Here is a 23,745-nt window from a genome sequence, read left to right on the forward strand (position 1 = left end):
TTAAGATTGGCCAAAGCAAGAAATTTATTGGTTGCAAGAGATTTAGATCCAAATGATTATCGCAAGATAAAAAAGAAACAGGTGAACGAATAAAAAGACTTGGATCGATGCTAAATACAAAAAACAGTAAAGTCACCAATGTTGAACCTTTCTTAGATAAGGCTATAAACCAAATTTCACAATTTTTGACATTGTACGAAGAGGGATTTGCTAAAAGTAAAACAAAGATAATTGGTTCATTATTTTCTGAAAAACTCACTTTTGAAAATAATCAAGTTCGAACATTAGAATCAATGAAGAATTAAGACTTATGTTACTGATATACAATAATTTAAACAGTAAAAAAAAGAAACAAATCAGAAAAATCTGATTTGTCCCAGTATGTGAACCTTATGGTACAAAATTCGAACCTTTTACTAGAAGATGTAAAGCTTTTAGCTGATTTTTTGAAATGCAAAGGTTCTAATTATTATTTTTAGTTTTGTCGTTATAGCTTTCAGTTCTAATTATTCTTTTTGTAATAACTTTTTTAACCTCTTTATTTTCTTTCATTTTATTTTGGATTGTATTTTTCCACGGTTTCTTCTTGATCAGGATCAATAAATTTAATTTTTTTTTCAAATACTTAAACAGCAAGTTTGTTAATTTTGGTTATTATTATTTAACTTTAGTAGCAGTTACAACATCTAACTTATTCACAATGAATGGCATCAGATAGAAAAGTCATATTGTTAGTTCTTGCTGAAATCAGCAAAGCAAAGTATAATTTATAGTAAATTTAATATAAATAATATCTCTGATGTTACATTTAATCTGAATGTAACTTAGTAATGATAAAAGCCCCGTTTTGGTGCTTATTTATGGTGCTTAAAGATATCTAAGCTTTGACTAAATTTACTTAAAACCTATATTTAATTTGTAGCCATTTCTTTTTTTCGATTAAATTAAGACTTTCGGATAGCAGTATTAAAATAAAAAACAACGTAGATTTAAAACTTATTTTCTAATTCCTTTCTTCAGCTTTTTAACCAAAGGACTTTCCAATAATCGTATTTGATCAATAACCAATTTTGCGATTGCTGTAGCCCCTTTTTCAGAAAGATGGGTATTATCTTCTTTATCTTCGGGATAATAGGGATGTTCACCCTCTTTAAAATGCAAATGCAATTCTTTTGATTTTTCGGGACCGTACGATTCTTCTAATTGTTCTGTAAAATATTCCAAGTCAATAAAAGGTACTTTATATTGCTGGGCTACCAAACGGGTTTCGAGCGGATAATCGCCATGTGTACCAATTAATACACCTTGTTCGTTAAAATTTCGTCGGGCAATGGAAGAAAATAAAATTGGAACGGCACCTTTTTCTCTCGTTTCTTGAACAAAACGAATTAGATTATAGCGATAACTCGTATGAGGATTGGTATATCTGGTGGAATCTGCATTTTTTTGATCGTTATGCCCAAATTGTATGAAAACATAATCTCCGGGCTTCAACACTTTATAAACCGAATCCCATTTTTTTTCATTGATAAAACTGCGTGTACTGCGACCGTTGACTGCTCTGTTATCAATCACAACATCTGCACTAAAAAACTGCGATATCATTTGCATCCAGCCGCGTTCCGGATTTTCTTCCGGTTTGATTTTATTGGCCATCGTAGAATCGCCTATGCCGTAAATCGTTGTTTTTTGAGCTAAGCAGTTGAGCGAAATAAACAATAATAAGAAAAATGAGTGTTTCATAATCTTCTGTTTAATGTTTAACGGACTTACTTGCTGAAGTGGGAATTGTAGCCTTTTGACCAACTATAACATCATTCATGGTTACATTTTCCGTGTTCAGAATCGTCATTCCGTTTTTTGCGGATTGTACTTCAATGGTGTCCAAATGTATGTTTCGTACTTTCTTTTGGGCAAATCCCTGAATAATAATCGCGGTTTCTTTAGCCTTTTTACAAAAAATATTGGACAAGAAAATATCGGATACATCCGATGGGAAATCACCTGAGCCTTCCCCCATATAATTCGCAGTGATATAAATACAATCCTCAACCTCATCCAATTGAATTTTTCTGACATAAATATTTTTGATAAAGCCACCTCTGTCGGCATTGGTTTTAAAATAAACTCCCCGTTTCAAATACCCAACAGTCTTGCAATTATCAATAAAAACGTTTCGGATGCCCGCTGACATTTCACTGCCCATAACCACTCCGTGCAATCCTTTGAAATTGCAATTGCGAATCACGATGTTTTCACTCGGGGTTTCGCTGTTTGCTCTGCCTTCATGATCTCTACCTGCTTTAATGGCAATATTATCATCCGCATTATCAAAATCAATATTTTCGATTAAAACATCTTTGGCATATTCCGGATCAATTCCGTCATTATTAGTGTTAAAAGCTTTGTATCTTAATCCTCTGACGGTAATACTTTGCGATTTCAATAAATGAAGACACCAAAAAGGGGAATCCTCAATTTTCAAATTCTCTACCAAAATATTTTTGCAATTAAAAAACTGAATTAATTGCGGTCTCAGAAAATGTTCCGGTCCAAATTTTCGGTCTTTCAAAGGCACATTTTTATGATTCATTTCTCGGGTTAATAGTTTGTCGGCTCCTTCTTTTGCCTTAAAACTATGCCAGACTTTACTTCCTTCTCCATCAATGGTTCCTTCTCCAGTTATAGCAATATCAGTACAGCCGTAGGCATAAATAAGCGGACTGTAATTGTAAATCATAGTTCCTTCCCAGCTCGTGAGTACCAGTGGTAAATAATGTTTAGGATTATCACTGAAGCGGATTTTAGCGTCTTTTTCAATTAAAAGCTTCACATTACTCACAAAGTGAATGGGTCCGTTTAGCGTATAAACGCCTTTAGGAACTACGATTGTACCTCCATTATTCTTTTTGCAAAGTGCCATCGCTTTATCAAAAGCGGGTTTCGCATCACTAATGGAATCTCCTTTTGCTCCTAATTCAGTAACTACAATTTTAAAGGATGGGATTTGAGGCAATTGAATCCGCTTTAGGATTAAATCAACGCTGTCCGATGGAAAACTGTTGTTTTGGGCAAAACAATTTAACGAAACCAGCAATAAAAGGAGAAGTTTATATTTCATGATTTTTAATCTTGATTTGAAAAAAAGTTGTTTAATACTTTATTTTTGATTCCAACAAACCTGCTTTTATCGCATTGGAAAAATCCGAACCCAAACAGTTTTCTAGCGTATATTTCTTCGCTTCTGATTTCCGTAATTGATGCGACCAAGTCACTCTGCTCTTGGGAAGAAATCCATCACCAGTGCAATTGTATTCGGCATAAAGTACCGTTTTTTCAGCTTCTGGTTTGGACCAGTTGTGCCATCCTTCCGGTTTGATGTGTTTTCCCATTTCACAATTTAAAAAAACTGTTTTAGCATGAATGCGCCAAGGGCGTCCGAGATAAACAGCCGTAACTTCTGGAGCAGCAATCAATTTACAGTTTTTAAAAACAAACCCATAAGCAACGTCTTCTGGAGTAGCAGCTGCCGTTATATAGGAATCTTTCAAGCTATGCAAAGTGCAATTTTCAAATAAAACAGTTGCTTTTCCAAAAATAAAATCCGTGGTTCCTTCGATATAACAGTCTTTCACATACTGTTTGTTTCCATTTCCTGTTGCGTACAAAGTATCCTGATTGCCTAAAATAATACAATTCGAAATCAAGACTTTGTTGGCATTTAAAGTCAAAGCTACCGCCTGCCCCACTTCACCGGAGGAATTTTGTATGGTTAAATTTTGAGCCACAAAACCTTCCCCTTCCACTAACATCGTGTAGGTATAAAAAGTACTGTTTTTGCCTAAATTAATCTTGTTGAAATAATCATCGTAGGCAATTATCGTCTGCTCTTTACTTTCTCCAATCAAAGAAATGTTAGTATTCCACTCGTGAATTTTTACTTTCTCGTAGTAAATTCCGTTTTTTATAAAAATAGTTTTCCTTTGATACGGAAATGAATTCGAATCGTTTATCGCTTCTTGAATTGAACTGTAATCACCGCTTCCATCTTTTGCAACGACACTGTACCATTCGTTTTTTGAAGATTTAGTGTTTTTTATACTCGATTTGTCAAGCGAAACCATGTGTGTTTTTTTCCAAAGCGGATACTTTTTCAAAACCTCCTTTGGTTCATTGGTGTACCACGCATAACCATTCCTGCGCTCTGAACCAATTTCCGCTAAAGCTCCTTTTTTGACACCATCGCGATCACAGAAAAAAGGAGTATTACTATCCAATTCCATAAAACGAGCCCATAAAGGAGCTGCATTTAGATCTTTCACCATCACTTTATCGAAGACTTTAGTATTCCCAACCCTCTGACGCTCTTCTTTAATTCCTGTTATTTTTGTTTTTTCGAACCAAACCACTGCGCTATTTATCGCAGTAATTATTTCCTTGGATGGATTTTCAATAGCCATCAAAAGCAGTACTATTTTAGCCGATTCTTTTCCGCTTAATGATGGTAATTCGTAAGCCCTAGCTTTAGCAGGAAGCAAGGTAAACTCATCATGCTGGGCGCACCAAGACGTTAACTGTCCGTTTTGTTTGTATTGCGTTTTTAGAATACAATCAATTCCTTTATCAAAAGCTTTCTGTAGTCTCAAAAGCGTTTCTTGCGATGGTTTTATGGAATAATAATCCGTTCCGTCTATTAGATTTTTTAAAATTTCCAAAATATTCACCATCGAATCATCATTAAACGTAATGTGCGAATAATATCCTTTTTTTAACGGACAAAACTGTGGCCATCCGCCATTTTCATATTGAGCGGCCAGCAAGTAATCCAAACCATTTAAGAATGCTTTTTTATATTTTTCATTGGGAACTTGTGCATATATTTTAGACAAAAAAAGCATTTCCATGCAAGTCGCACCATTATCAGTAGTCGAATCCATCGGATCCGTTTTAAGCGCTTCCAGATTTTGTTTTTCTTCCTCTGAAAGTATTTTCTGCATTTGAATGTTTTTTGGCCATCCGCCAATGTTGCGTTGGTAAAGCAACACATTTTCGGCAATCTCTCGCGCTTCCGTGGAACTGAACCAAGCTTTGTCATCTATGGCAACAATATCTTTCCAGTTTTTATTCAATATTTGTGATTGAAGACCTGAACCTGCAGTGCAAACAAATACGAACGCAATTATTATTTTTTGAAAACAACTCATTTTTTAAACTATTAGGAAAACAATTGCACTTTAAAAATTCAAGTTTATTTATTCAACTCTAAAGCCGCTAAAATAAAAGGTCCGGTAGCTTTTGGGTCGTTGTCTTTTTTTCTTTCGTTTACATAATATTCAAAAGAGCCATCACGATATGGATTACCTCCTAAACCTGCTACGGCGCATGCTTGTGTAATAGTAACTTCACCATTTTGACCAACCTTAATTAAGTGCTTTGTCATACCTGAAAATGCTTTTTTAGCCGCAGTTTTGAATTTCTTATGCAAATACCCTTTGTTCACCCCTTTTGCAAAAGCATATGTAAACATTGCAGTTCCTGAAGCTTCTAGATAGTTTCCGCCTACAGCACCTTTGTCTGTAACTTGATACCAAAGTCCGGATTTATCCTGAAACTTAACTAAATTATTCGCTAATTGATTCAAGTAACTCACCAATTCTTTTTGCTTGGGATGGTCTTTTGGAAAATAATCCAATACATCTACAAGAGCCATTGCATACCAACCCAAAGAACGCGACCAAAAATTAGGGGAAGTTCCGGTTGTTTTGTTTGCCCAAGGCATTTGTTTGCTCTCATCCCAACCATGATAAAACAATCCAGTCTTTGAATCTCGAGCGTTTTTTTGAATCAATTCAAATTGTTTGGCAACATCAAACAAGTTCTTTCCGTCTTCGAAGGTTACGGTGAATTGCGCATAAAAAGGTTCCCCCATGTATAAGCCATCCAGCCACATCTGGTTTGGATAGATTTTCTTGTGCCAAAAACCGCCACTGGCTGTTCTAGGTTGCTCTTCAATTTGTTTTCGTAGTGTTTGAAGTGCTTTTAAATATTTAGCCTCTTTGGTAGTTGCATACAAATCAAATAATAAGCGACCGGCAACAACCATATCTATGTTATAAGTTTCTAATTTATAAGTATCAATCGTACCATCTTCTTGAACCAGTTTATCAACGTATGTTTTACTATACGCACTGTATTTTTGGTTTGGATGCTTTTTGTTCAATTCATCAAAAGAGGTCAACACTAAACCATGCACATAATCCCATTTTGGGGTAATGGCATCATCTATCATATAGGATTCTTTGTGTTGCATCATGATTGACAAAGCCATTCGCTCCGACCATTTTAATTTTTTTGAAATGGTTTTGTCCTTTTGTGCGTTCATTTGCAATGAAACAAAAGCGATTAAAAGGACTGCTATTAGTGGTTTTAAAATGTTGTTTTTCATAGTAAGATTGTAATAGTAAAGGATTACATTTTTCTTTTTTTATTCAATAGGGCTAATTTTTCATCTAAGTATTTCACGAAATCTTCCTTGGCTTTAATCCCGTTTACCTCTTGTTCCCATGCACCTAAAAAATAAAAAGAAGTAGGTTTTGTTGTTGGTTTAAAAATTAAAAGATGATCAAATTCAGCATCCACCTCAGATTCGATGGTTTTAATTTCATAGAAAATAGCCATCCCCAATTTATCTGGCACCAAAGTCTGTGCGCCATAAGTAGCTAGGTATGCCCATTTTTTGTTTCGGCTTACTTTTTTGAGTACTTCGGTGTTTTTTTGTTTTACAATTCCGGTACAAATGCCCGCAATTGCTTGTGAGGCTTGAATAGTGTGTTTAGTATAACGCTGATCAGGATTAATAGTTAATTCTGAGGTGAAATCAATTTTATCCGAAGCTGATTTCCATCCGTAGTAATTGATTTTCACACCGGAAGATTTCACTTTGTTTTCTACTTTGGCAATAGTCGAATCCACTTCATAAAAGTGTACTCTTTGTTTATTTAAATACCGATCGATGGAACCAATTCCGATTCCTTTTCCAGCTTTTAAAATATCCGAACCCCAATCGCTCATTTCGTGGTAGGAATCAAAACCATCCTGACCAACTTGCGGAAGAATGATCGCTTCGGTTTTTTTTCCAAAAATATCAATAGCATTTCTCCAGTCCAGATACAATCGGTATCCAATTTTGTTGCTTTCCCAACCCGGACCTTCATAGCGAATATCAAACGAATGATCCGTATGTTCCGGAGCTAATTTGAGTTTTTCAACATTTTTGAAAGTCCCACCAATGTATTTTCTACCTTCCCATTTGCCCCCTTCCTTTAAGGAGATTTCAGCATAGGTTTTTGAATCATTCTTTTTTTGGGCTTGAATATTTAATACTCCAAGCAACGTAAAGCAAGCTATTATTTTTACTGTTTTCATCTTTTATATTTTAAAATTCTATCTAAAAAATCAGTTGTATCTGTTACAATTTTTTCGAACCAGGGATGGAAAAACCAAAAGGAATGTGGTGCGTTTGGTAATTCTTTAGTTTCATTATAAATTCTATTTTGCTTCAAAATGGCAATCATATTCTCTCGTCCTGCATGAAAACGCACCATATCACTGTTTATAAATAATACGGGCGGAGTATTTTTGTCCGTATGTGTCAAGGCCGAAGCGTGCTTCCAAATATCTGATTTTTCTTCAAAAGTTCCGCCTAACCATTCACCGGCAACTTTCCCTTCTTGAGATTCCGGATGTTTAAAAGCCAGAATACCATCCATATCTATAATGGCTTGCACATTTGCGTTTTGGTTAAAATCACTTTTTTGATCTTCAAATTCTAGATTATCATTTGTAGTCCCAATCAAAGCCGCCATTTGTCCGCCTGAAGAACAACCTAACACAGCAAATCTACTTGGATCTGCATTAAAATTTTTAGCATTCTCTTTAATGTACTTAATGGCTTCTTTTACATCAAATATTGCTGCTGGATATGCTGCTTCCGGAGATAATCTATATTCAACAGCAAAACAAGAATACCCTCTTGAAGCGATTTCTTGTGCTAAAAATTTCATCTGTGATTTATTCCCTGATTTCCATCCGCCACCATGAATTAATACTACCGCTGGTTTTAATGAATTCCCTTTTTTAAAATAGGCATCTAAATGCAGTTCCCTTGTCTCCGTTTTTTTATAAACCAATTCCTGTATCTGATTCACACTTTCATATTCTTGTTCCTGAACGATTTCAATAAAGGGAAACTTGATTTTGTCTTTATTAAAAGTGCTTTGCACCGTATAAGAAGTATCTCTATTAGAGTGAATCTGTGAATGAAGCAAATTTGTAAATAAAATCAAAATGAGACAGCAAGGTTTTATCATTTTATTTAAAATAACGGATTAAATGTATTCCTTATGAAAAAAGGAGCTTGATAAACCAATCAAGCCCCTTTTTTAACAAACTCAAAAAATTCAACCAAAAACTAATTTTATTATTTAGTACGCAGTATTCTGTGGGTAACTTTTATTTTGATTTAAATCTAATGCTTCCTGTGGAATTGGTCTTAAAATTTTCTTCTCTCCATTAGCTCCGTCAAAGTTCGAAGCTTTGATTTTTGGATTGTATAAAGAAGCTCTTTCAATCAATTTTCCAGTACGTTTCAAATCGAACCAACGGTTATATTCTCCAATCATTTCTCTTGCTCTTTCATCTAAAATATAATCAATATTGAACTGCCCACTTGTAGCAGCTATAACACCAGCTCTCCTTCTTACTTCGTTAAGCCTTGCCAATCCAGTTGTCGGATTGGTGCGCAAATAAGCTTCGGCAGCAATCAAATAGGTATCCGCTAATCTTGAAACTACAAAATCACGTGTACTTGTTCTAGGACTTGATGCGCTGGTGGCAAAAGGTGCTTTTGGATCATCGAATTTACGAACAGGTATGGTTTGATAATCATTACTGAAAGTAACCGAAGTACCGTAAGAACCATATAAATGTATTGTTGCTTTAGGATTTGCCAATTTATAAGCTGCTAGTTCAGCATCTGTCATCCATTTTGGCACATAAAAATGTGCTACTGTTAAACCTGTTTTATCTGCTTTTGTATAAAAATCATAATAGGTCGCATACGCTTGCGTCATAAACGTTCCTTCCCATCTCTTATCTCCTTTTTCATACAGTCCTATAGCGAAATCCGTTGGTAATAAAGTATAAGATCGGTAAGGTGCTTTCGTAGCCACTTCTGAACCTCCTAAATAAGAACTGAAATAACTGGCTTGACCATTACCCGTGGTTTGTGGATTAGAACTATTAGAACCAGCGCTGAACTGAACTGAGAATATAGTTTCCTTATTAATATCTATAGCAGTAGTAGACGGAAACCATAAATCATTATAATTAAGCGTTAATGTTTCTCCTGCAATGGCCTCATCTGCATATTTAGCCGCAGTTGTAAAATCACTGGCTGCTCCAAAAGTTTCATATCCTCTTGTCAAATGAACTTTTGCTAATAAATCTTGTGCAGCTCTTTTAGTAACGCGACCTGTAAAGGCACCTGCTGGTAATAAAGAAAGTGATTCTTCTAATTCTTTAATAATAAAAGTATAGACTTCTTCAGCGGTATTTCTTTCAAAAGAAAGTACTGGAGAAGCATGATACTCCGTATCTAAACTTACACCGCCATAGGTTTGCACCAATAAGAAATAAGCATTTGCTCTTAAATATTTTACTTCTCCGATACGATTTGTTAATGTGGTCGTTTTTTCGGTTAATGTACTATAATACAATGCCGTATTAGCTCTCTGAATAGCTTTATAACACTCTCTGTATAAGTAATCAACATTTGGAGATGCTGGAGTTAGTTGTGTGTATTGACTCAATTCTATCGGTTCTCTATTTCTCCCTTCGGAATATAAATCAGTACCTGCAACAAATAACCATGGTTCACCACCATAAATATCTTTTAATTGCGCATAATTTGCATTAATTAAAGACTCAAATCCGGATGCTTTAAGATATTCATTCGTTTCTGCATTAGATCTATTATCTTCTTCTATGAAATCGCTACAAGAACTTAGTGTTAATAAAGCTATTGACAGGCTTACTATTATTTTTTTCATTTTGATTTTGTTTTAAAATTTAATACTCATTCCCATTTGATAAGTAATCGATGCTACACGTCCTACACCGAATCCTGCGGCAGCCCATTCTGGATCATAACCGTCATAACGAGTAAATACAAACGGGTTCAGAACATTTACATAAAAACGCAAATACTTCATTTTAAATTTCTCTATGATATTTTTATCAAAAGTATACCCTAGAGTAATATTTTTAATTTTCACAAATGAGTTGTCTCTGTAGTATCCTACACCATTAGAATTCCAATACGTCCCTTCGTTTTGAGCCATTGGATATTGGTTTGAAGCTTGAGCTGGCAAACCAGCATCATTAGCGGGAATATACCAATTAATATCTGATTTTTGACGACCTCTATCACTTGTATTAGTAAAGTTAGCATGAAATGCACTGTATACGTAACCACCTTGACTAGTAATTGCTGAAGCTGCTAAATCAAAATTACCCACTGTTAATTTCGTAGAAATACTTCCTGTCCAATCTGGATTTCCCTGCCCTAAAATTTGTCTATCCGCAGAGGTGATTTTTCCATCTCCGTTCAAGTCTTCCACTCTGGCTTGTCCTTCCGTTTGTCCAAAAGATGCAGCTTCCGCTTTTTGATCAGCTTGCCAGATTCCAGTGAATTTATAATTGTAAATCGCATCGATTGATTCACCAATAAATAAATTATTCCCTACATCATCAGACACATCGTCGTAAATAGATTCAATTTTGTTTTTGTTTGCAGAAAAGATGAAAGTCGTTTCCCATTTTACAAAATCAGTATTGATATTTTTTGTGGTTACAAGTACTTCAACCCCTTTGTTACTTACTGAACCAATATTATTAGTATAGGTAGCGAATCCATTTTCTACCACTAATTTTTGTTTCAACAATAAATCTGTAGAAAGTCTGTCATAAACATCTAAACTACCTGTAATTCTGTTATTGACGAATCCAAAATCTAATCCTACATTAAATTCTCTTGTTTTTTCCCAACCTAACTCTTTATTAGCAGGAGAACCTTGCAACCATCCATTTGCAGTAGTATTATTAAAATCATAATACGTTTGTTGATCTAATTTATTTATCGTTGAATATTCGGCAACTTTATTATTACCTGTAAATCCATAACTAATTCTGGCTTTTAAGTCTGAAACTGCTTTTTGGTTTTTCATAAAACCTTCATCACTTACTCTCCAAGCTAAAGCTGCCGAAGGAAATGATCCCCATTTGTTATTTTCAGCGAATTTTGAAGACCCATCCCATCTGTCAGATAGGGTCAATAAATAACGCCCTTTGAAGTTATAATTCAAACGCAAAGCATACGAAAGCAATGTGCTTTTCACAAAACTAGAACCCATTAAAAAAGTGGATTGTTTTCCTGAACCCAAATTATTATAGGAAAGATCGAATGGCTGATCCGTGGAACTGGCAGATACTCCTTCTGTCTTATCATAATACATACTTTGTAGTCCTAATAAAGTAAAGGAATGATCTTTATTCAAATCATAATTAATAGTAAACTGATTGTCAAAAGTAGAATTAAAATTCTCTTCTTCGTAAATAGAAGCCGAAGGTAAATTTCTATTAGCTACACCTGTATTAGTCAAAGCTCCCCAAGATTTTCCGTTTTTAAATTGATCATATCCAACTGCATATGATGATCTTAAGGTAAGCCAAGTGATTGGTTTATATTCCACAAATAAATTCCCTACACCATTCCATCTGTTGATTGAATTAGTGCTATTAGCAATTTCTAATAATGGATTGTACGTACTTGTTTTATTAATCAAAAAAGCACCTGTTGCATCTGTTAATTTTCCAGGTAATGGAAATAAATTTCCATTTAAATCGTATGGCGTGTAAAACGGACTTAATCTAAAAGCCTCTTGCATTGCTAAAGCACTTCCTAATTCTTGTTCAGTTTTAGCAAGCGTTAAATTAGTTCCAATAGTAAATTTATCATTTACTTTATGAGTCAAGCCTACTTTAAAACTGTATTTATCTAATGATTCGTTGTCTACGTTTCCAGTTTCACCTTGAACACCTATAGCTAAATTATAAGACAATCCATTATCACCACGACCTGCAATTGACAAATAATTATTTTTTTGAATACCGGATTTTAATACAGCATCATACCAATCAAATGTATCGTTATTTGCTACTCTGGTTCCTAACAATGTGTTTTGAGTTCCAAGTACAGTCGCATCTAAAATAGATGCAGTAACTGTTCCGGTAATAGGATCTTTTTTCGCCGTTGGTAAATAGGCTGCTTGATGATACAACCACCATTTTTGACCATCCATCATTCTAGGTAATCGAGCCACTTCTTTTCCTCCAATATAAGAATCAAAAGAAACCGACATACTTGATTTTACAGTACTCCCTCCTTTTGTTGTTACAATCACGACACCATTTGTACCACGTGATCCATAAATTGCTGTAGATGAAGCATCTTTCAAAATGTCAATTCGGGCAATATCTTGCGGATTTAAAAAGTCAATCCCATCAGTAGGCACTCCATCAACCACAAATAAAGGTGAAGCTTCGCCGCTCATTGTACTTTTTCCTCTAATTGAAATAGTAAAAGGATCCCCAATACGACCCGTTGAAGCATTAATTTGAACTCCGGCAACATTCCCTTGGATTCCTTCTAATGCGTTAGTAGTACTTCTTTCTGTAATTGTTTTAGCATCTAATGTACTAACAGAACCAGTCAAATCAGTTTTTTTAACTGATCCATAACCTACAACTACAACTTCCTGTAAAGTTTGAGACTGCTCAAGAAGTGCTACTTTTATGTTATTTTTACCTGCAACATTGATTTCTTGTGTCTCAAAGCCTATAAAACTAATCTGTAAAATAGCTTTGGCATTTGATAGTTTCAAAGTAAAATTTCCATCAATATCAGTTACCGCATTGTTTTGAGTTCCTTTTTCAATAACATTTACTCCGGGTAAAGTTAAACCTGCGGCATCAGTTATTATACCGCTAATTGTTGAAGTCCGCTGAGCCTTCATTTCCTGACCCGTGAACAGGCTCAGTAAAAAGAAAAAGGCAAAGCAGCATATTGAGCCTTTTTTTAATAAATGTCTGAAATTCATAATTTAATTATTTGGTTAGTTAGTATATAGATAATAGTTTAATTCAATTTTTTAGGACTTTCCGCAAGTACCCCGTTGATGTACGTATCGATTAATGTAAGACCTTCTAGGTTTTCGATAGAATATGCTTCTTTTACTTTAATAATTTTTACGTTTTTTAAAGTAACATTTTTTATAGGTGATTCTTTATAGCCTTTTGCCAAGATACCATACATTCCACCATCTTTTACCGTTATATTTTCTAGAAAAATATTTTGTATTTGAGGTATAAATATCCCTGGTTTAGCGCCATAGACTTCATAAAACATATTCAATTTCAAAACAGCCTCTTTGACCTGACCGACTTCTAAATTTCTTACGTATACATTCTCGATGAGTCCACCTCTGTTTGAGTTTGTTTTAATTCTAATTGCTCTGTCAAGGTTTGGACTGTCCATAATACAATTCTCCACAAAAACATTTCTTACTCCACCCGAAATTTCACTTCCAATTACAACCCCGCCATGACCATCAATCATTTTACAGTTTTGCACAACAATATTTTCACTTTTCATAGCAACACGCCTACCATCAGCATCCCTTCCAGATTTTATAGCGATACAGTCATCTCCAGTATTAAAAGTGCAGTTTTTTATGATTACATTTTTAGAATATTCCGGATCACATCCGTCATTATTAGGACCGTGGCTTTCAACCGTTATTCCATCAATTATGACATTCGAAGATTTTATAGGATGAACAACCCAAAATGGCGCATTCACAATTTTCACATCCTTTAGAAGAACATTTTTACAATCAAAAAACTCTACAAAATTTGGTCTTAAATAATGTCCCTCACCAAAAACACGTTCCGAAACAGGCACTCCTTCTTCAGCCATGGCAATAAGCCGCAATCGATTGAGAGGATCGTTCTGATTAGGCTTCCCTTCTTTCCAACCGTATTCCTTTTTAGAACACCACCACCACCAATTTTCATTATTGGATTGACCGTTCAATATTCCTTTTCCGGTTACCGCAACATTAGTTTTTTGGTAAGCATATATTAAAGGAGAGTAATTCATCAGTTCCGTTCCTTCCCATGAAGTATGTACTATCGGATAGTCAGCTGAATTTGTACTAAACAAAATTTCTGCTCCTTCTTGCAAATGAAGGTTTACATTATCTTCTAAATGAATTGGACCGGTGAAATATTTTCCGGATGGAACTAAAACTTTACCGCCACCGTTTTTACTACAATGTTGAATTGCTTTTTTAAATGCCTGAGTATTGTCGAAAACACCTCCAGACTGAGCACCAAAATCAGTAATTACATATGTTTTATCCCTAAAAGAAGGCACCTTTACGCTATCAATTATGTGCTGCATCGTTTTCCAAGGATCAGCAGACACAATTGTTTTTGTTTGCTTTACTCCACAAGAAACAAAAAGCAATGAAAAAAGAACAATAGACGAAAGTCTGTTAATTATAAAAAATATTTTTTTTCTCATTTGGTAAAATATAAATTCCTTCAAATTTAGTTTTTTCTCTATGTGCTTAGATTCAAAAATCAAATCATGCAATCGATTACACAAACGTAAATATTAATTTCCATTTAACCAAAATAAAATCAATAAAAATGTAGGTACCATAAAAAATATCCTATATTTATACACTTATTATAAAAAAATAGTATTAAAAATACATTATAACTAGAAGCTTCTTAGATAAAACTTGCAAAAAATAAGATTTTATACAATCGATAACATTAAATAAGTATTTAGGAAAAAAAGTATTAATTTTACAAATTCATAACAACTATTGATTCATAATGAGTGAGAAAACAACCATTTACGATATTGCAAAAGAACTCAATATATCCGCTGCTACAGTCTCTCGAGCTTTAAATAATAATCCCAAAATAAGTGAAAGTACTATTAAACTTGTAATGGATACTGCAGCTAAAATGAATTATAAACAAAACAGGTTAGCCTTAGCGCTTCGAAGCGGAAAAAGCGGAAATATTGGCGTTATCGTTCCTCGCATCAACACCAATTTTTTTGGATCTGTCATACGAGGGATTGAGGAAGAATTACATCCCAATAAGTACAATGTAATTATATGCCAAACACATGAAGATGAAAGCAGAGAAATTGAGAATATCAATACACTTCTTGACGCACAAGTAGATGGCATCATGATCTCTATTACCAATGAATCAAAGAAAAATGAAAAAATCATTCATCGTGTTCTCGAAAAAAATGTTCCACTAATCTTTTTCGACAGAAAAAAGAACATTGATGGTGTGAGTTCCATTACAATTGATGATTTCAAAGCTGGTTACATAGCAACAAAACATTTGATTGACCAAGGTTGTAAAAAAATAGCTCATTTATGTGGAGATCAATCATTAGAAATATACGAAAATCGATTTAAAGGCTACCAAAAAGCATTGCTAGACAACGGAATAACATTTGATGAAACTTATGTTATTCAGTCAAAGAGTAATATTGAAGACGGTATATCAGTAACCAACAAATTACTGCAATTAAAAACCCCACCTGACGCTATATTTTCTGCTAGTGATTTTGCCGCATTGGGCGCCATACAAGAATTGAAAGCACAGGGAATTCAAATTCCGGAAGACTTTTGTGTAGTAGGATTTGGTAACGAACCCTTTACAAAATTCATGGAACTTTCCATTTCTACAATTGATCAATCCCCTCTTGAAATGGGAAAAATGACCGCTAAAGTATTTTTGGAACAAATGAACAATACGGAAGATTTTAAAATGGAAAAAAAGATTGTTCTGAATCCTATTCTGCACATTCGGAAATCATCCTCGAGAAACAATATTTAAAACAAAAAAAGGGTGAAGTTTTTTAAACTCCACCCTTTCTCGATATAATAACAACCTCTTTTTCTATAAAGAAACGCCTCTTTTCCACGGAATAAAATCGTTCTGATTCAAGATTGCTGCTTTAGTTTTAATTTCGCCACTAGCTACATTTATAATAAATTCCAGCATTTCATCCGCCATTTCATTAATTGTTTTTTCACCTGTAATAATTCCACCAGTATCAATATCAATGATATCCGACATTTTTGTAGCTAACTCAGAGTTAGAGGAAACTTTAACTACCGGTGCAATTGGGTTTCCTGTTGGTGTTCCTAAACCTGTTGTAAACAAAACCATATTGGCTCCGGAACCAACCATTGCAGTAGTACATTCCACATCATTTCCTGGCGTACAAAGCAAATTCAAACCTGGTTTTGAAATGTATTCTCCATAATCCGAAACGCCTACTATTGGAGATGTTCCTCCTTTTTTAGCCGCTCCTGCTGATTTCATGGCATCCGTAATCAATCCGTCTTTGATGTTTCCTGGTGAAGGGTTCATGTCAAATCCAGATCCGGCATCTACAACCGTTTTTTCATACCATTTCATCAATTCTAAAAATCGTACTCCAGCTTCGTCTTCAACACAACGGTTTACTAATTCCTGCTCCACTCCACATAATTCCGGAAACTCTGAAAGAATTGTTGTTGCTCCAAGCGCTGTAAGCAAATCCGAAGTAACTCCCAAAGTTGGATTAGCCGAGATTCCGGAGAACCCGTCTGAACCGCCACACTCTAAACCAATCGTCAATTTTGACAATGGCGCTGGTGTTCTTTCTATTTTATTTGCTTCTTTGATGGCTTCAAAAGTATCTTTTACCACACTGCTCAACATTGCCTCAATGGTACCAATTTGTTGTTGATCATAAATCAAAACGGGCTTAGTACTTGTTGGATTAATTTCATGTAAAGCGTCTTTGAATATTTGGATTTGTAAGTTTTGACATCCCAAACTCAAAACCGTTGCTCCAGCCACATTGGGATTATTGACATATCCTGCCAAAAGTTTAGCCAAACTCTGTGAATCCTGACGAATTCCACCACATCCACCTTGATGCGTGATGAATTTTACTTCAATATTCTTGAATAAATCTGCTTCCGCCGATTTTCCTACCGCTTCTGTGGAACCGTTTTCAGAACTTACTAACGAACGAAGTAACAATTGATAATCGTTTTCTTTCGGTTTGATTAATTCTTTTTCAAAAATATCCTTTAAGATTTCGATATTTCTGTTTTCACAAAAAACTAACGGAAAAAACAACCAAACATTCTCGGTCCCTACCTGTCCGTCCTCCCTGTGATATCCATTGAAAGTTCTATCTTTCCATTTATCAATATTCGGAACATCCCAACCAATAGTTTCCGTTTTTCCAGTCACTTTATCACTTTCATGCTTAACATTTAAAGTAGAAAGAAGACCTCCTTTTTCTATTTTAGCACTTGCTTTACCCACTAAAACACCATACATTATAATTCGATCACCGGTATTCAAATCGTTTAAAGCGATTTTATGTTTCATTTTCACATCAGTGATTATCGTGATATTTTCACCTTCAAAGTGGATAACTTCAGCAGCTGCAAGATTCACCAATGCTACCGCGACATTATCTGAAGGATTTACTTTTATTAATTTCTTTTGCATTTTAATAAATGTGATAAGTTTATAAAATATTAATATTGTTGACTGAAATTGGCAAAACCTTTTTCAATACCATTCGCTTCAATTTCGTTCAATGCCAATATCATAGCTTTTGATAATCCGTTTATTTTAGTTAAATCTTCACCCCAGAATTCGTCATTAGATAAAATTTTAGTCGTAACTAAATCTAAAGATCCTAATTGCCAAGCATTTTTAAATGCTTCAACTACCTCTGGAGAATCTTTTACCGGTAATGCTTCGTCATTCCAAGTTCCTTTGTAGAATTGGATTAAACAAGCTAATGAAAAAGTCAAATTAGTTGGCCATTTTTTGTTTGTATTATAATATCCTAATAGACTAGGCAAAACTCTTACTTTGAATTTTGAGATTGAATTTAAAGCAATATCAGCCAATGCGTGTTTGATAAATGGATTTTTAAATCGATCCATTACCTCTTCAGTATAGGCAAGGATTTCATTTTTGTCCATATCAAGAGTTTCACTAATTTCGCCAATAACGCTGTTTACGAATTTCCCAGTAAAATCTCCGTTAACGGTTTCCATTACTAATTTATTACCGTACAAAAGTGAAAAAGGAACCATTGAGGTATGTGCACCATTTAATATGCGAACTTTTATCATTTTAAAAGGCCGTATATCGTCAACAATCTTCACATTCAAATTCGTTTTATGAAAAGGCAGCTTTTGTTTTAAAGCATCACCGCCTTCGATAGCCCAAAGAAAAAATGGTTCAGCGGCAACAATTAAATTGTCTTGATACTCTAATTTGTTATTGTATTCTTCAATCTCAGCTCTTGGATATCCAGGAACAATTCTGTCCACCAAAGTACTATGATAAGTACAAGCATCTGATGCCCAAGTTTTGAATGAAGCCTCAAATTTCCATAAATCGCAATATTGCAAAATATATTTTTTTAAAGTTTCTGAGTTATAATCGATCAATTCACAAGGAATTATAGTCAATCCTTTAGCAGCATCTCCATTGAAATGTTTGAATCTTTCATATAATAAAACAGTCAACTTTGCAGGAAATGAAACCGGTGGTTGCATATCTGGAGTATCACTTTCGATGAATTCAATTCCAGCTTCGGTAGTGTTTGAAACAATAAATTGAAGTTCCTCTTCTCTGGCTAACGCTAGATAATCTGCAAAATCAGTATATGGATTTATAGCTTTTACAATATTAGAAATTAACTCAATATCCTGTATTTTTTCGCCTTTTTTGATTCCATTCATAAACAAAGTGTACAAACCATCTTGATCGTTAATCATGTTTATCATACCTTCTTTCAATGGCTGAACTATTGCGATACCAGCATTGAAATCAACTTCTTTATTAAGTTTTTGAAAAGCGTAATCTACAAATGCTCTCAAGAAATTACCTTCTCCAAATTGTACCACTTTTACGGGTTGTAATTTTTCTAATCCTGTATTTATTCTGTTTAATTTTTTCATTTTTTATATCTTTAATACTCCAAAATCTTATTTTTTAGCAGTAAAATGTTTTGTTTTTTTAAGCCGGAAATATGCTTAATTAAGGGCACAATAAACGACTTAACTGCTTTGCGATTTAACATTTCAGTCCATTAGAGGAATAAGGAACAATCCTTTAAAACGCATTTCTTTAAGTCGCTTATTGCATTCTTATTTTATAATTTAAAATTGCATTTTCTTAAACGCCACTGTAAATCGTAAATCCGCCATCAACAGTAATTTTTGATCCTGTAATAAATTTTGAGGCATCACATAACAACCAAACTAAGGCTCCTGCGAGTTCCTCCGGATTTCCAAAACGTTTAAATGGTGTGTTTTGAAGTACCAAATTCCCTCTATCCGTTAAGCTCCCATCGGCGTTCGTCAACAACGTTCTGTTTTGTTCCGTAAGAAAAAATCCCGGTGCAATTGAATTCATTCGTATTGCATCGCCATATCGTTTGGCTAGCTCCACTGCAAACCATTGCGTATAAGAATCTATGGAAGATTTTGCTAGGCTGTAGCCCAATACTTTGGTAACCGCTAATTGTGACACTACCGATGAAATATTTACAATACTTCCTGAGCCTGCATTTTTTATGGCTTCCCCAAAAACTTGTGTTGGTAAAATAGTACCAACCAGGTTCAATCGCATTACATCTTCCAATGCAGTAACATTTAACTTAAAAATATCCTGTTCCGGCTGTACTACAGCTTCCGGAAGGTTGCCGCCGGCCGCATTAACCAAACCATCAATTTTTTCAAATTCGGCAAGCATTTTTTCTTTTGCAGCTAAGAGTTGTAATTCATCCGTTACATCGGCGATCAGAGCGATAGCTCGTCCGCCTTTGGCAATTACATTTTGAACTCTTTCATTGGCTATTTTCTCATTTCTGCCCAAAATTCCCACTGCTCCTCCTGCCTGAATAATACCATTGATAAAGGCTTCACCGAGTATTCCGGTTCCGCCGGTTACCACTATTACTTTCCCTTTTAATGAAAAACTATTTTCCATCTGTTTTTATTTTTTAGCTTCTAATTTCTTTAATTGTGGCTAAAGTTGCTCTGACAGTTGCCTCTAAAGAAGCAAAATCCTCACTTTTCAAAACTTCATTTGAAATCAACTGAGAACCAATACCTACACAAGTTACTCCAGCGTCAAACCAGTTTTTTAGATTGTCTTTATCGGTTGAAACACCTCCGGTTGGCATAATACTCGTCCATGGACAAGGGCCTTTGATTCCTTTGACAAATTGTGGTCCGTAAACATCGCCTGGGAATAATTTTACTATTTCACAACCCAATTCTTCAGCGCGTGCAATTTCGGTAAGTGAAGCGCAACCTGGTGACCACAATACTTTGCGGCGGTTGCAAACCAATGCAATGTCTTCTCTCAAAACCGGAGTTACTATAAAATTTGCTCCTAATTGCATATACAATGAAGCAGCTGCAGCATCCGTTATCGAACCAACTCCCAAGATCATTCCCGGCAATTCAGTTAATGCGTATTTATTTAATGCACCAAAAACTTCAAAAGCAAAATCGCCTCTGCTGGTGAATTCCATCAAACGTGCTCCACCATCATAACAGGCTTTGATCACTTTTTTGCCCAATTCAACATCGGTATGGAAAAATAAGGGAACCATTCCCGTTTCCGCCATTACATTTGCTACTTCTAATCTTGAATATTTTGCCATACTTCTGTATTTATCTAGAAACTAATCCGGCGCCATCACCGTCTAGCATGTTTTCAACTTCTTTTAAGGTCACTAAATTATAATCCCCTGCAATGGTATGTTTTAAACAACAGGCCGCAACTGCAAAATCTAACGCTCTTTGATTGTTATTTTGAAATTCCAACAAACCATAAATCAATCCGCCCATGAAGGCATCACCACTGCCTACACGGTCTATCACAGGAGTTACTTCTTTTACGGCAGCATCATAAATACTTTTTCCGTCAAATAAAATGCCTCCAATTCGTTGGTGCGATGCACTCACAGAATAACGTAATGTGGTAGCTGCTATTTTTAAATTTGGGCATAATTCAAATAACTTATTATATAAAGCCGGTAGTGATTTTGTGTCCTGATAATTGGGGTTCACTTTAGGGATTCCTAACATAAAATAAGCAGTATCAATATCTCCTAGAATTACGTTGCTATAGTGCAATATTTCAGGCATAACCTCGCTGGGAGTTTTGCCATATTGCCACAATTTTGACCTGTAATTCAAATCGCATGAGATTGTTAAACCTAATTTATGCGCCACTTTTACGGCTTCTAAACAGGATTCTGCAGCGCTCTCAGAAATCGCTGGTGTAATCCCGCTCCAATGAAACCAGGTAGCACCTTCCAGTACTTTTTCCCAATCAACTGCTCCTTTTTCAATGGTTGCCATCGAGCTATGCGCACGGTCATACACTACATTGCTGCCGCGTGTTCCAGCACCCGTTTCAAGATAATAAATCCCTAAACGATCGCCTCCAAAAATGATATTTTTGGATTCAACGTTCATCTTTCGCATTTCTTTTAGCGCACAAGTACCTATTTCATTCTCTGGAATTCTGGTTACAAATTCTGCATCTACACCATAATTGACCAAAGAAACGGCCACATTAAATTCACCTCCACCATAGGAAGCAGTAAATGCTTTTGCTTGCTCAAAACGCAAATGCCTTTCTGTTGAAAGTCGCAACATTATTTCGCCAAAAGTGACTACTTTATTCATTTTATACCTGAATTAAATGTTCTCTATTTTATAAAATCTTCTCTCATAGGGCTAAAAACATCGATTAGAATTCCTTCCTCCAAACAAACAACCCCATGTATTTTATTGGAAGGAATATAAAAGGAATCTCCTTTTTTTAGTATTCTTGTTTCCTCTTCAATAGTCACTTCAAATGTACCAGCGGCAATATGGGTAATTTGTGTGTGATGGTGATTATGCAAAGGGCCAATTGCTCCTTTCTCAAACTTCACATTGACCATCATGACCCGATCATCAAATCCCACAATTTGACGTTGCACGCCTTCCCCCACAACTTCCCATTGAGTTTCTTCTTCTTTAAAAAAGCGCGTACTATTTGTCAATACCGTCATACTATCCGAATCTGATTATTAGAATTTAAAATATTCTTTGGCATTATTATAACTAATATCCGAAACCATTTTACCAATCCATTCCATATCATTTGGCAGTTCACCTCTTTTGATTTCATCTCCTAAAAGATTACAAAGAATACGTCTGAAGTATTCGTGTCTTGGAAACGATAAAAAGCTTCTGGAATCGGTCAACATTCCTATAAAACAACTAATCAATCCCATATTAGAAAGGGCATTCAATTGTTTTGTCATTCCGTCTTTCTGGTCTAAAAACCACCATCCGGATCCAAACTGCACTTTACCTTTTACGCTTCCATCATTAAAATTACCAATCATCGTAGCCATAACTTCGTTATCGGCAGGATTTAGATTGTAAATAATGGTTTTTGTCAATTTATCTTTTCGATCTAAAGCGTTTAAAAAACGGGATAATTTTTGAGCCTGCGGATAATCTCCAATGGAATCCCATCCGGTATCAGGGCCTAAAATACGGTGCATGCGTTCATTATTATTTCTTAGTGCTCCTAAGTGAAACTGCTGTACCCAACCGTATTGGTGGTATGTTTCAGATAAAAATAATAAAATAGCGGTTTGGAATTTTAACGCTTCTTCATTACTGATTTCCTTGCTCTCTCTTTTCTTTTTGAAAATTGAATTCACTTCACTTTCGGTGAAATTTTCAAAATAAATTTGGTCTAAACCATGATCGCAAAGTTTGCAACCATTTTTATCAAAAAAGTCAATCCTGTTGGTAAGCGCAGTACACAAATCAGAATAAGAACTAATCGTAATTCCTGCAACTTCACCTAAAGTGTCTACGTACGAATTATATCCATCATTCGAAATTAGAATCGCTTTATCCGGTCTAAAGGCAGTGCTAACCTTGGTCCCAAAAGGATTTTTGGCTAATTGTTGATGGTATTCTAAAGTATCAATTGGATCTTCGGTAGTACATACAAATTCGGCATTTACTTTTCGAAGTAAATTTTGAGTGCTGTATTCTGCCGAATTTATTTTGGAGGAAGCCTCCATATATATTTTTTCAGCTGATTTTTCATTTAACAAATCATGAATATCAAAATAACGGGCTAATTCCAGATGCGTCCAATGGTACAAAGGGTTGCGCATGGTATACGGAACTGTTTTTGCCCAATTCATAAACTTATCTTTATCTGAACCGTTACCTGTTATAAACTGTTCGTTGACCCCCAACGTACGCATCGCGCGCCACTTGTAATGATCACCATTGATCCAAACTTGGGTTATATTGTCGAAAATTTTATCTTTAGCAATAAACTTTGGCGACAAGTGATTGTGATAATCGATTATAGGCTGATTTTTAGAATAATTATGATATAATTCTTCCGCAAATTTATTTTCTAATAAAAAATTGTCGTTTATAAATGGTGTACTCATTA

General features: G+C 35.0%; 18 protein-coding genes. 2 read left to right on the forward strand and 16 right to left on the reverse strand.

Annotated elements, in window-relative coordinates; all coding sequences use genetic code 11:
• Window positions 1-107 precede the first annotated feature (107 nt).
• Window positions 108-305 (forward strand): hypothetical protein, encoded by a 198-nt coding sequence (locus G7A72_RS02570; protein ID WP_165151308.1) that lies wholly within the window; start codon window positions 108-110, stop codon window positions 303-305.
• A 691-nt stretch (window positions 306-996) separates the two neighbouring features.
• On the opposite strand, the gene G7A72_RS02575 is transcribed toward G7A72_RS02570, so the two are convergent.
• The 9 genes from G7A72_RS02575 to G7A72_RS02615 all read right to left on the reverse strand — a co-directional run bounded on the left by G7A72_RS02575 (window position 997) and on the right by G7A72_RS02615 (window position 14,704).
• Complete coding sequence (locus G7A72_RS02575) at window positions 997-1,743, reverse strand: rhamnogalacturonan acetylesterase (RefSeq protein WP_165151309.1); 747 nt, start codon at window positions 1,741-1,743, stop codon at window positions 997-999.
• A 10-nt stretch (window positions 1,744-1,753) separates the two neighbouring features.
• Window positions 1,754-3,121, reverse strand: coding sequence for a glycoside hydrolase family 28 protein (locus G7A72_RS02580; RefSeq protein ID WP_165151310.1), 1,368 nt, complete (start codon window positions 3,119-3,121; stop codon window positions 1,754-1,756).
• 31 nt (window positions 3,122-3,152) lie between these two features.
• Window positions 3,153-5,204, reverse strand: a complete 2,052-nt coding sequence (gene pelA / locus G7A72_RS02585; RefSeq protein WP_165151311.1) for a pectate lyase — start codon at window positions 5,202-5,204, stop codon at window positions 3,153-3,155.
• 44 nt (window positions 5,205-5,248) lie between these two features.
• Window positions 5,249-6,445 (reverse strand): glycoside hydrolase family 105 protein, encoded by a 1,197-nt coding sequence (locus G7A72_RS02590; RefSeq protein WP_165151312.1) that lies wholly within the window; start codon window positions 6,443-6,445, stop codon window positions 5,249-5,251.
• 23 nt (window positions 6,446-6,468) lie between these two features.
• On the reverse strand, window positions 6,469-7,425 hold the full coding sequence (locus G7A72_RS02595) for a DUF4861 family protein (protein WP_165151313.1): 957 nt from the start codon (window positions 7,423-7,425) through the stop codon (window positions 6,469-6,471).
• Window positions 7,422-8,369, reverse strand: a complete 948-nt coding sequence (locus tag G7A72_RS02600; protein WP_241258567.1) for an alpha/beta hydrolase — start codon at window positions 8,367-8,369, stop codon at window positions 7,422-7,424. Before G7A72_RS02600 ends, G7A72_RS02595 begins: the two co-directional genes overlap by 4 nt.
• A 114-nt stretch (window positions 8,370-8,483) precedes the next feature.
• The gene (locus G7A72_RS02605; protein ID WP_165151314.1) at window positions 8,484-10,109 is read right to left on the reverse strand and encodes a RagB/SusD family nutrient uptake outer membrane protein; all 1,626 of its coding nucleotides are present in this window, start codon (window positions 10,107-10,109) and stop codon (window positions 8,484-8,486) included.
• Between the two features lie 12 nt (window positions 10,110-10,121).
• On the reverse strand, window positions 10,122-13,217 hold the full coding sequence (locus tag G7A72_RS02610; protein WP_165151315.1) for a TonB-dependent receptor: 3,096 nt from the start codon (window positions 13,215-13,217) through the stop codon (window positions 10,122-10,124).
• A gap of 38 nt (window positions 13,218-13,255) precedes the next feature.
• Window positions 13,256-14,704, reverse strand: coding sequence for a glycoside hydrolase family 28 protein (locus G7A72_RS02615; RefSeq protein ID WP_165151316.1), 1,449 nt, complete (start codon window positions 14,702-14,704; stop codon window positions 13,256-13,258).
• A gap of 320 nt (window positions 14,705-15,024) precedes the next feature.
• On the opposite strand from G7A72_RS02615, the gene G7A72_RS02620 reads away from it, so the two are divergent.
• Window positions 15,025-16,053, forward strand: coding sequence for a LacI family DNA-binding transcriptional regulator (locus G7A72_RS02620; protein ID WP_113665649.1), 1,029 nt, complete (start codon window positions 15,025-15,027; stop codon window positions 16,051-16,053).
• Window positions 16,054-16,116: 63 nt separating this feature from the next.
• On the opposite strand, the gene G7A72_RS02625 is transcribed toward G7A72_RS02620, so the two are convergent.
• The 7 genes from G7A72_RS02625 to uxaC form a co-directional block, all read right to left on the reverse strand.
• Window positions 16,117-17,733 (reverse strand): UxaA family hydrolase, encoded by a 1,617-nt coding sequence (locus G7A72_RS02625; protein ID WP_165151317.1) that lies wholly within the window; start codon window positions 17,731-17,733, stop codon window positions 16,117-16,119.
• A gap of 29 nt (window positions 17,734-17,762) precedes the next feature.
• Window positions 17,763-19,205 (reverse strand): tagaturonate reductase, encoded by a 1,443-nt coding sequence (locus G7A72_RS02630; RefSeq protein WP_165151318.1) that lies wholly within the window; start codon window positions 19,203-19,205, stop codon window positions 17,763-17,765.
• 217 nt (window positions 19,206-19,422) lie between these two features.
• Window positions 19,423-20,238, reverse strand: coding sequence for an SDR family oxidoreductase (locus tag G7A72_RS02635; protein WP_165151319.1), 816 nt, complete (start codon window positions 20,236-20,238; stop codon window positions 19,423-19,425).
• A 13-nt stretch (window positions 20,239-20,251) separates the two neighbouring features.
• Window positions 20,252-20,920 (reverse strand): bifunctional 4-hydroxy-2-oxoglutarate aldolase/2-dehydro-3-deoxy-phosphogluconate aldolase, encoded by a 669-nt coding sequence (locus tag G7A72_RS02640; protein ID WP_165151320.1) that lies wholly within the window; start codon window positions 20,918-20,920, stop codon window positions 20,252-20,254.
• Between the two features lie 10 nt (window positions 20,921-20,930).
• Window positions 20,931-21,953: a sugar kinase gene (locus G7A72_RS02645; RefSeq protein WP_165151321.1), complete on the reverse strand. Its 1,023-nt coding sequence runs from the start codon at window positions 21,951-21,953 to the stop codon at window positions 20,931-20,933.
• A 23-nt stretch (window positions 21,954-21,976) separates the two neighbouring features.
• The gene (locus G7A72_RS02650) at window positions 21,977-22,324 is read right to left on the reverse strand and encodes a cupin domain-containing protein (protein WP_165151322.1); all 348 of its coding nucleotides are present in this window, start codon (window positions 22,322-22,324) and stop codon (window positions 21,977-21,979) included.
• 18 nt (window positions 22,325-22,342) lie between these two features.
• Window positions 22,343-23,743: a glucuronate isomerase gene (uxaC, locus tag G7A72_RS02655; protein WP_165151323.1), complete on the reverse strand. Its 1,401-nt coding sequence runs from the start codon at window positions 23,741-23,743 to the stop codon at window positions 22,343-22,345.
• Window positions 23,744-23,745 lie beyond the last annotated feature (2 nt).

The organism is Flavobacterium sp. Sr18 (genome assembly GCF_011064265.1).
Classification (GTDB): Bacteria; Bacteroidota; Bacteroidia; order Flavobacteriales; family Flavobacteriaceae; genus Flavobacterium; species Flavobacterium petrolei.

Coding starts and splice junctions, on each gene's coding strand:
- G7A72_RS02570 (WP_165151308.1), top strand. CDS start 108: ATGCTAAATACAAAAAACAGTAAAGTCACCAATGTTGAACCTTTCTTA.
- G7A72_RS02575 (WP_165151309.1), bottom strand. CDS start 1,743: ATGAAACACTCATTTTTCTTATTATTGTTTATTTCGCTCAACTGCTTA.
- G7A72_RS02580 (WP_165151310.1), bottom strand. CDS start 3,121: ATGAAATATAAACTTCTCCTTTTATTGCTGGTTTCGTTAAATTGTTTT.
- pelA (WP_165151311.1), bottom strand. CDS start 5,204: ATGAGTTGTTTTCAAAAAATAATAATTGCGTTCGTATTTGTTTGCACT.
- G7A72_RS02590 (WP_165151312.1), bottom strand. CDS start 6,445: ATGAAAAACAACATTTTAAAACCACTAATAGCAGTCCTTTTAATCGCT.
- G7A72_RS02595 (WP_165151313.1), bottom strand. CDS start 7,425: ATGAAAACAGTAAAAATAATAGCTTGCTTTACGTTGCTTGGAGTATTA.
- G7A72_RS02600 (WP_241258567.1), bottom strand. CDS start 8,369: ATGATAAAACCTTGCTGTCTCATTTTGATTTTATTTACAAATTTGCTT.
- G7A72_RS02605 (WP_165151314.1), bottom strand. CDS start 10,109: ATGAAAAAAATAATAGTAAGCCTGTCAATAGCTTTATTAACACTAAGT.
- G7A72_RS02610 (WP_165151315.1), bottom strand. CDS start 13,217: ATGAATTTCAGACATTTATTAAAAAAAGGCTCAATATGCTGCTTTGCC.
- G7A72_RS02615 (WP_165151316.1), bottom strand. CDS start 14,704: ATGAGAAAAAAAATATTTTTTATAATTAACAGACTTTCGTCTATTGTT.
- G7A72_RS02620 (WP_113665649.1), top strand. CDS start 15,025: ATGAGTGAGAAAACAACCATTTACGATATTGCAAAAGAACTCAATATA.
- G7A72_RS02625 (WP_165151317.1), bottom strand. CDS start 17,733: ATGCAAAAGAAATTAATAAAAGTAAATCCTTCAGATAATGTCGCGGTA.
- G7A72_RS02630 (WP_165151318.1), bottom strand. CDS start 19,205: ATGAAAAAATTAAACAGAATAAATACAGGATTAGAAAAATTACAACCC.
- G7A72_RS02635 (WP_165151319.1), bottom strand. CDS start 20,238: ATGGAAAATAGTTTTTCATTAAAAGGGAAAGTAATAGTGGTAACCGGC.
- G7A72_RS02640 (WP_165151320.1), bottom strand. CDS start 20,920: ATGGCAAAATATTCAAGATTAGAAGTAGCAAATGTAATGGCGGAAACG.
- G7A72_RS02645 (WP_165151321.1), bottom strand. CDS start 21,953: ATGAATAAAGTAGTCACTTTTGGCGAAATAATGTTGCGACTTTCAACA.
- G7A72_RS02650 (WP_165151322.1), bottom strand. CDS start 22,324: ATGACGGTATTGACAAATAGTACGCGCTTTTTTAAAGAAGAAGAAACT.
- uxaC (WP_165151323.1), bottom strand. CDS start 23,743: ATGAGTACACCATTTATAAACGACAATTTTTTATTAGAAAATAAATTT.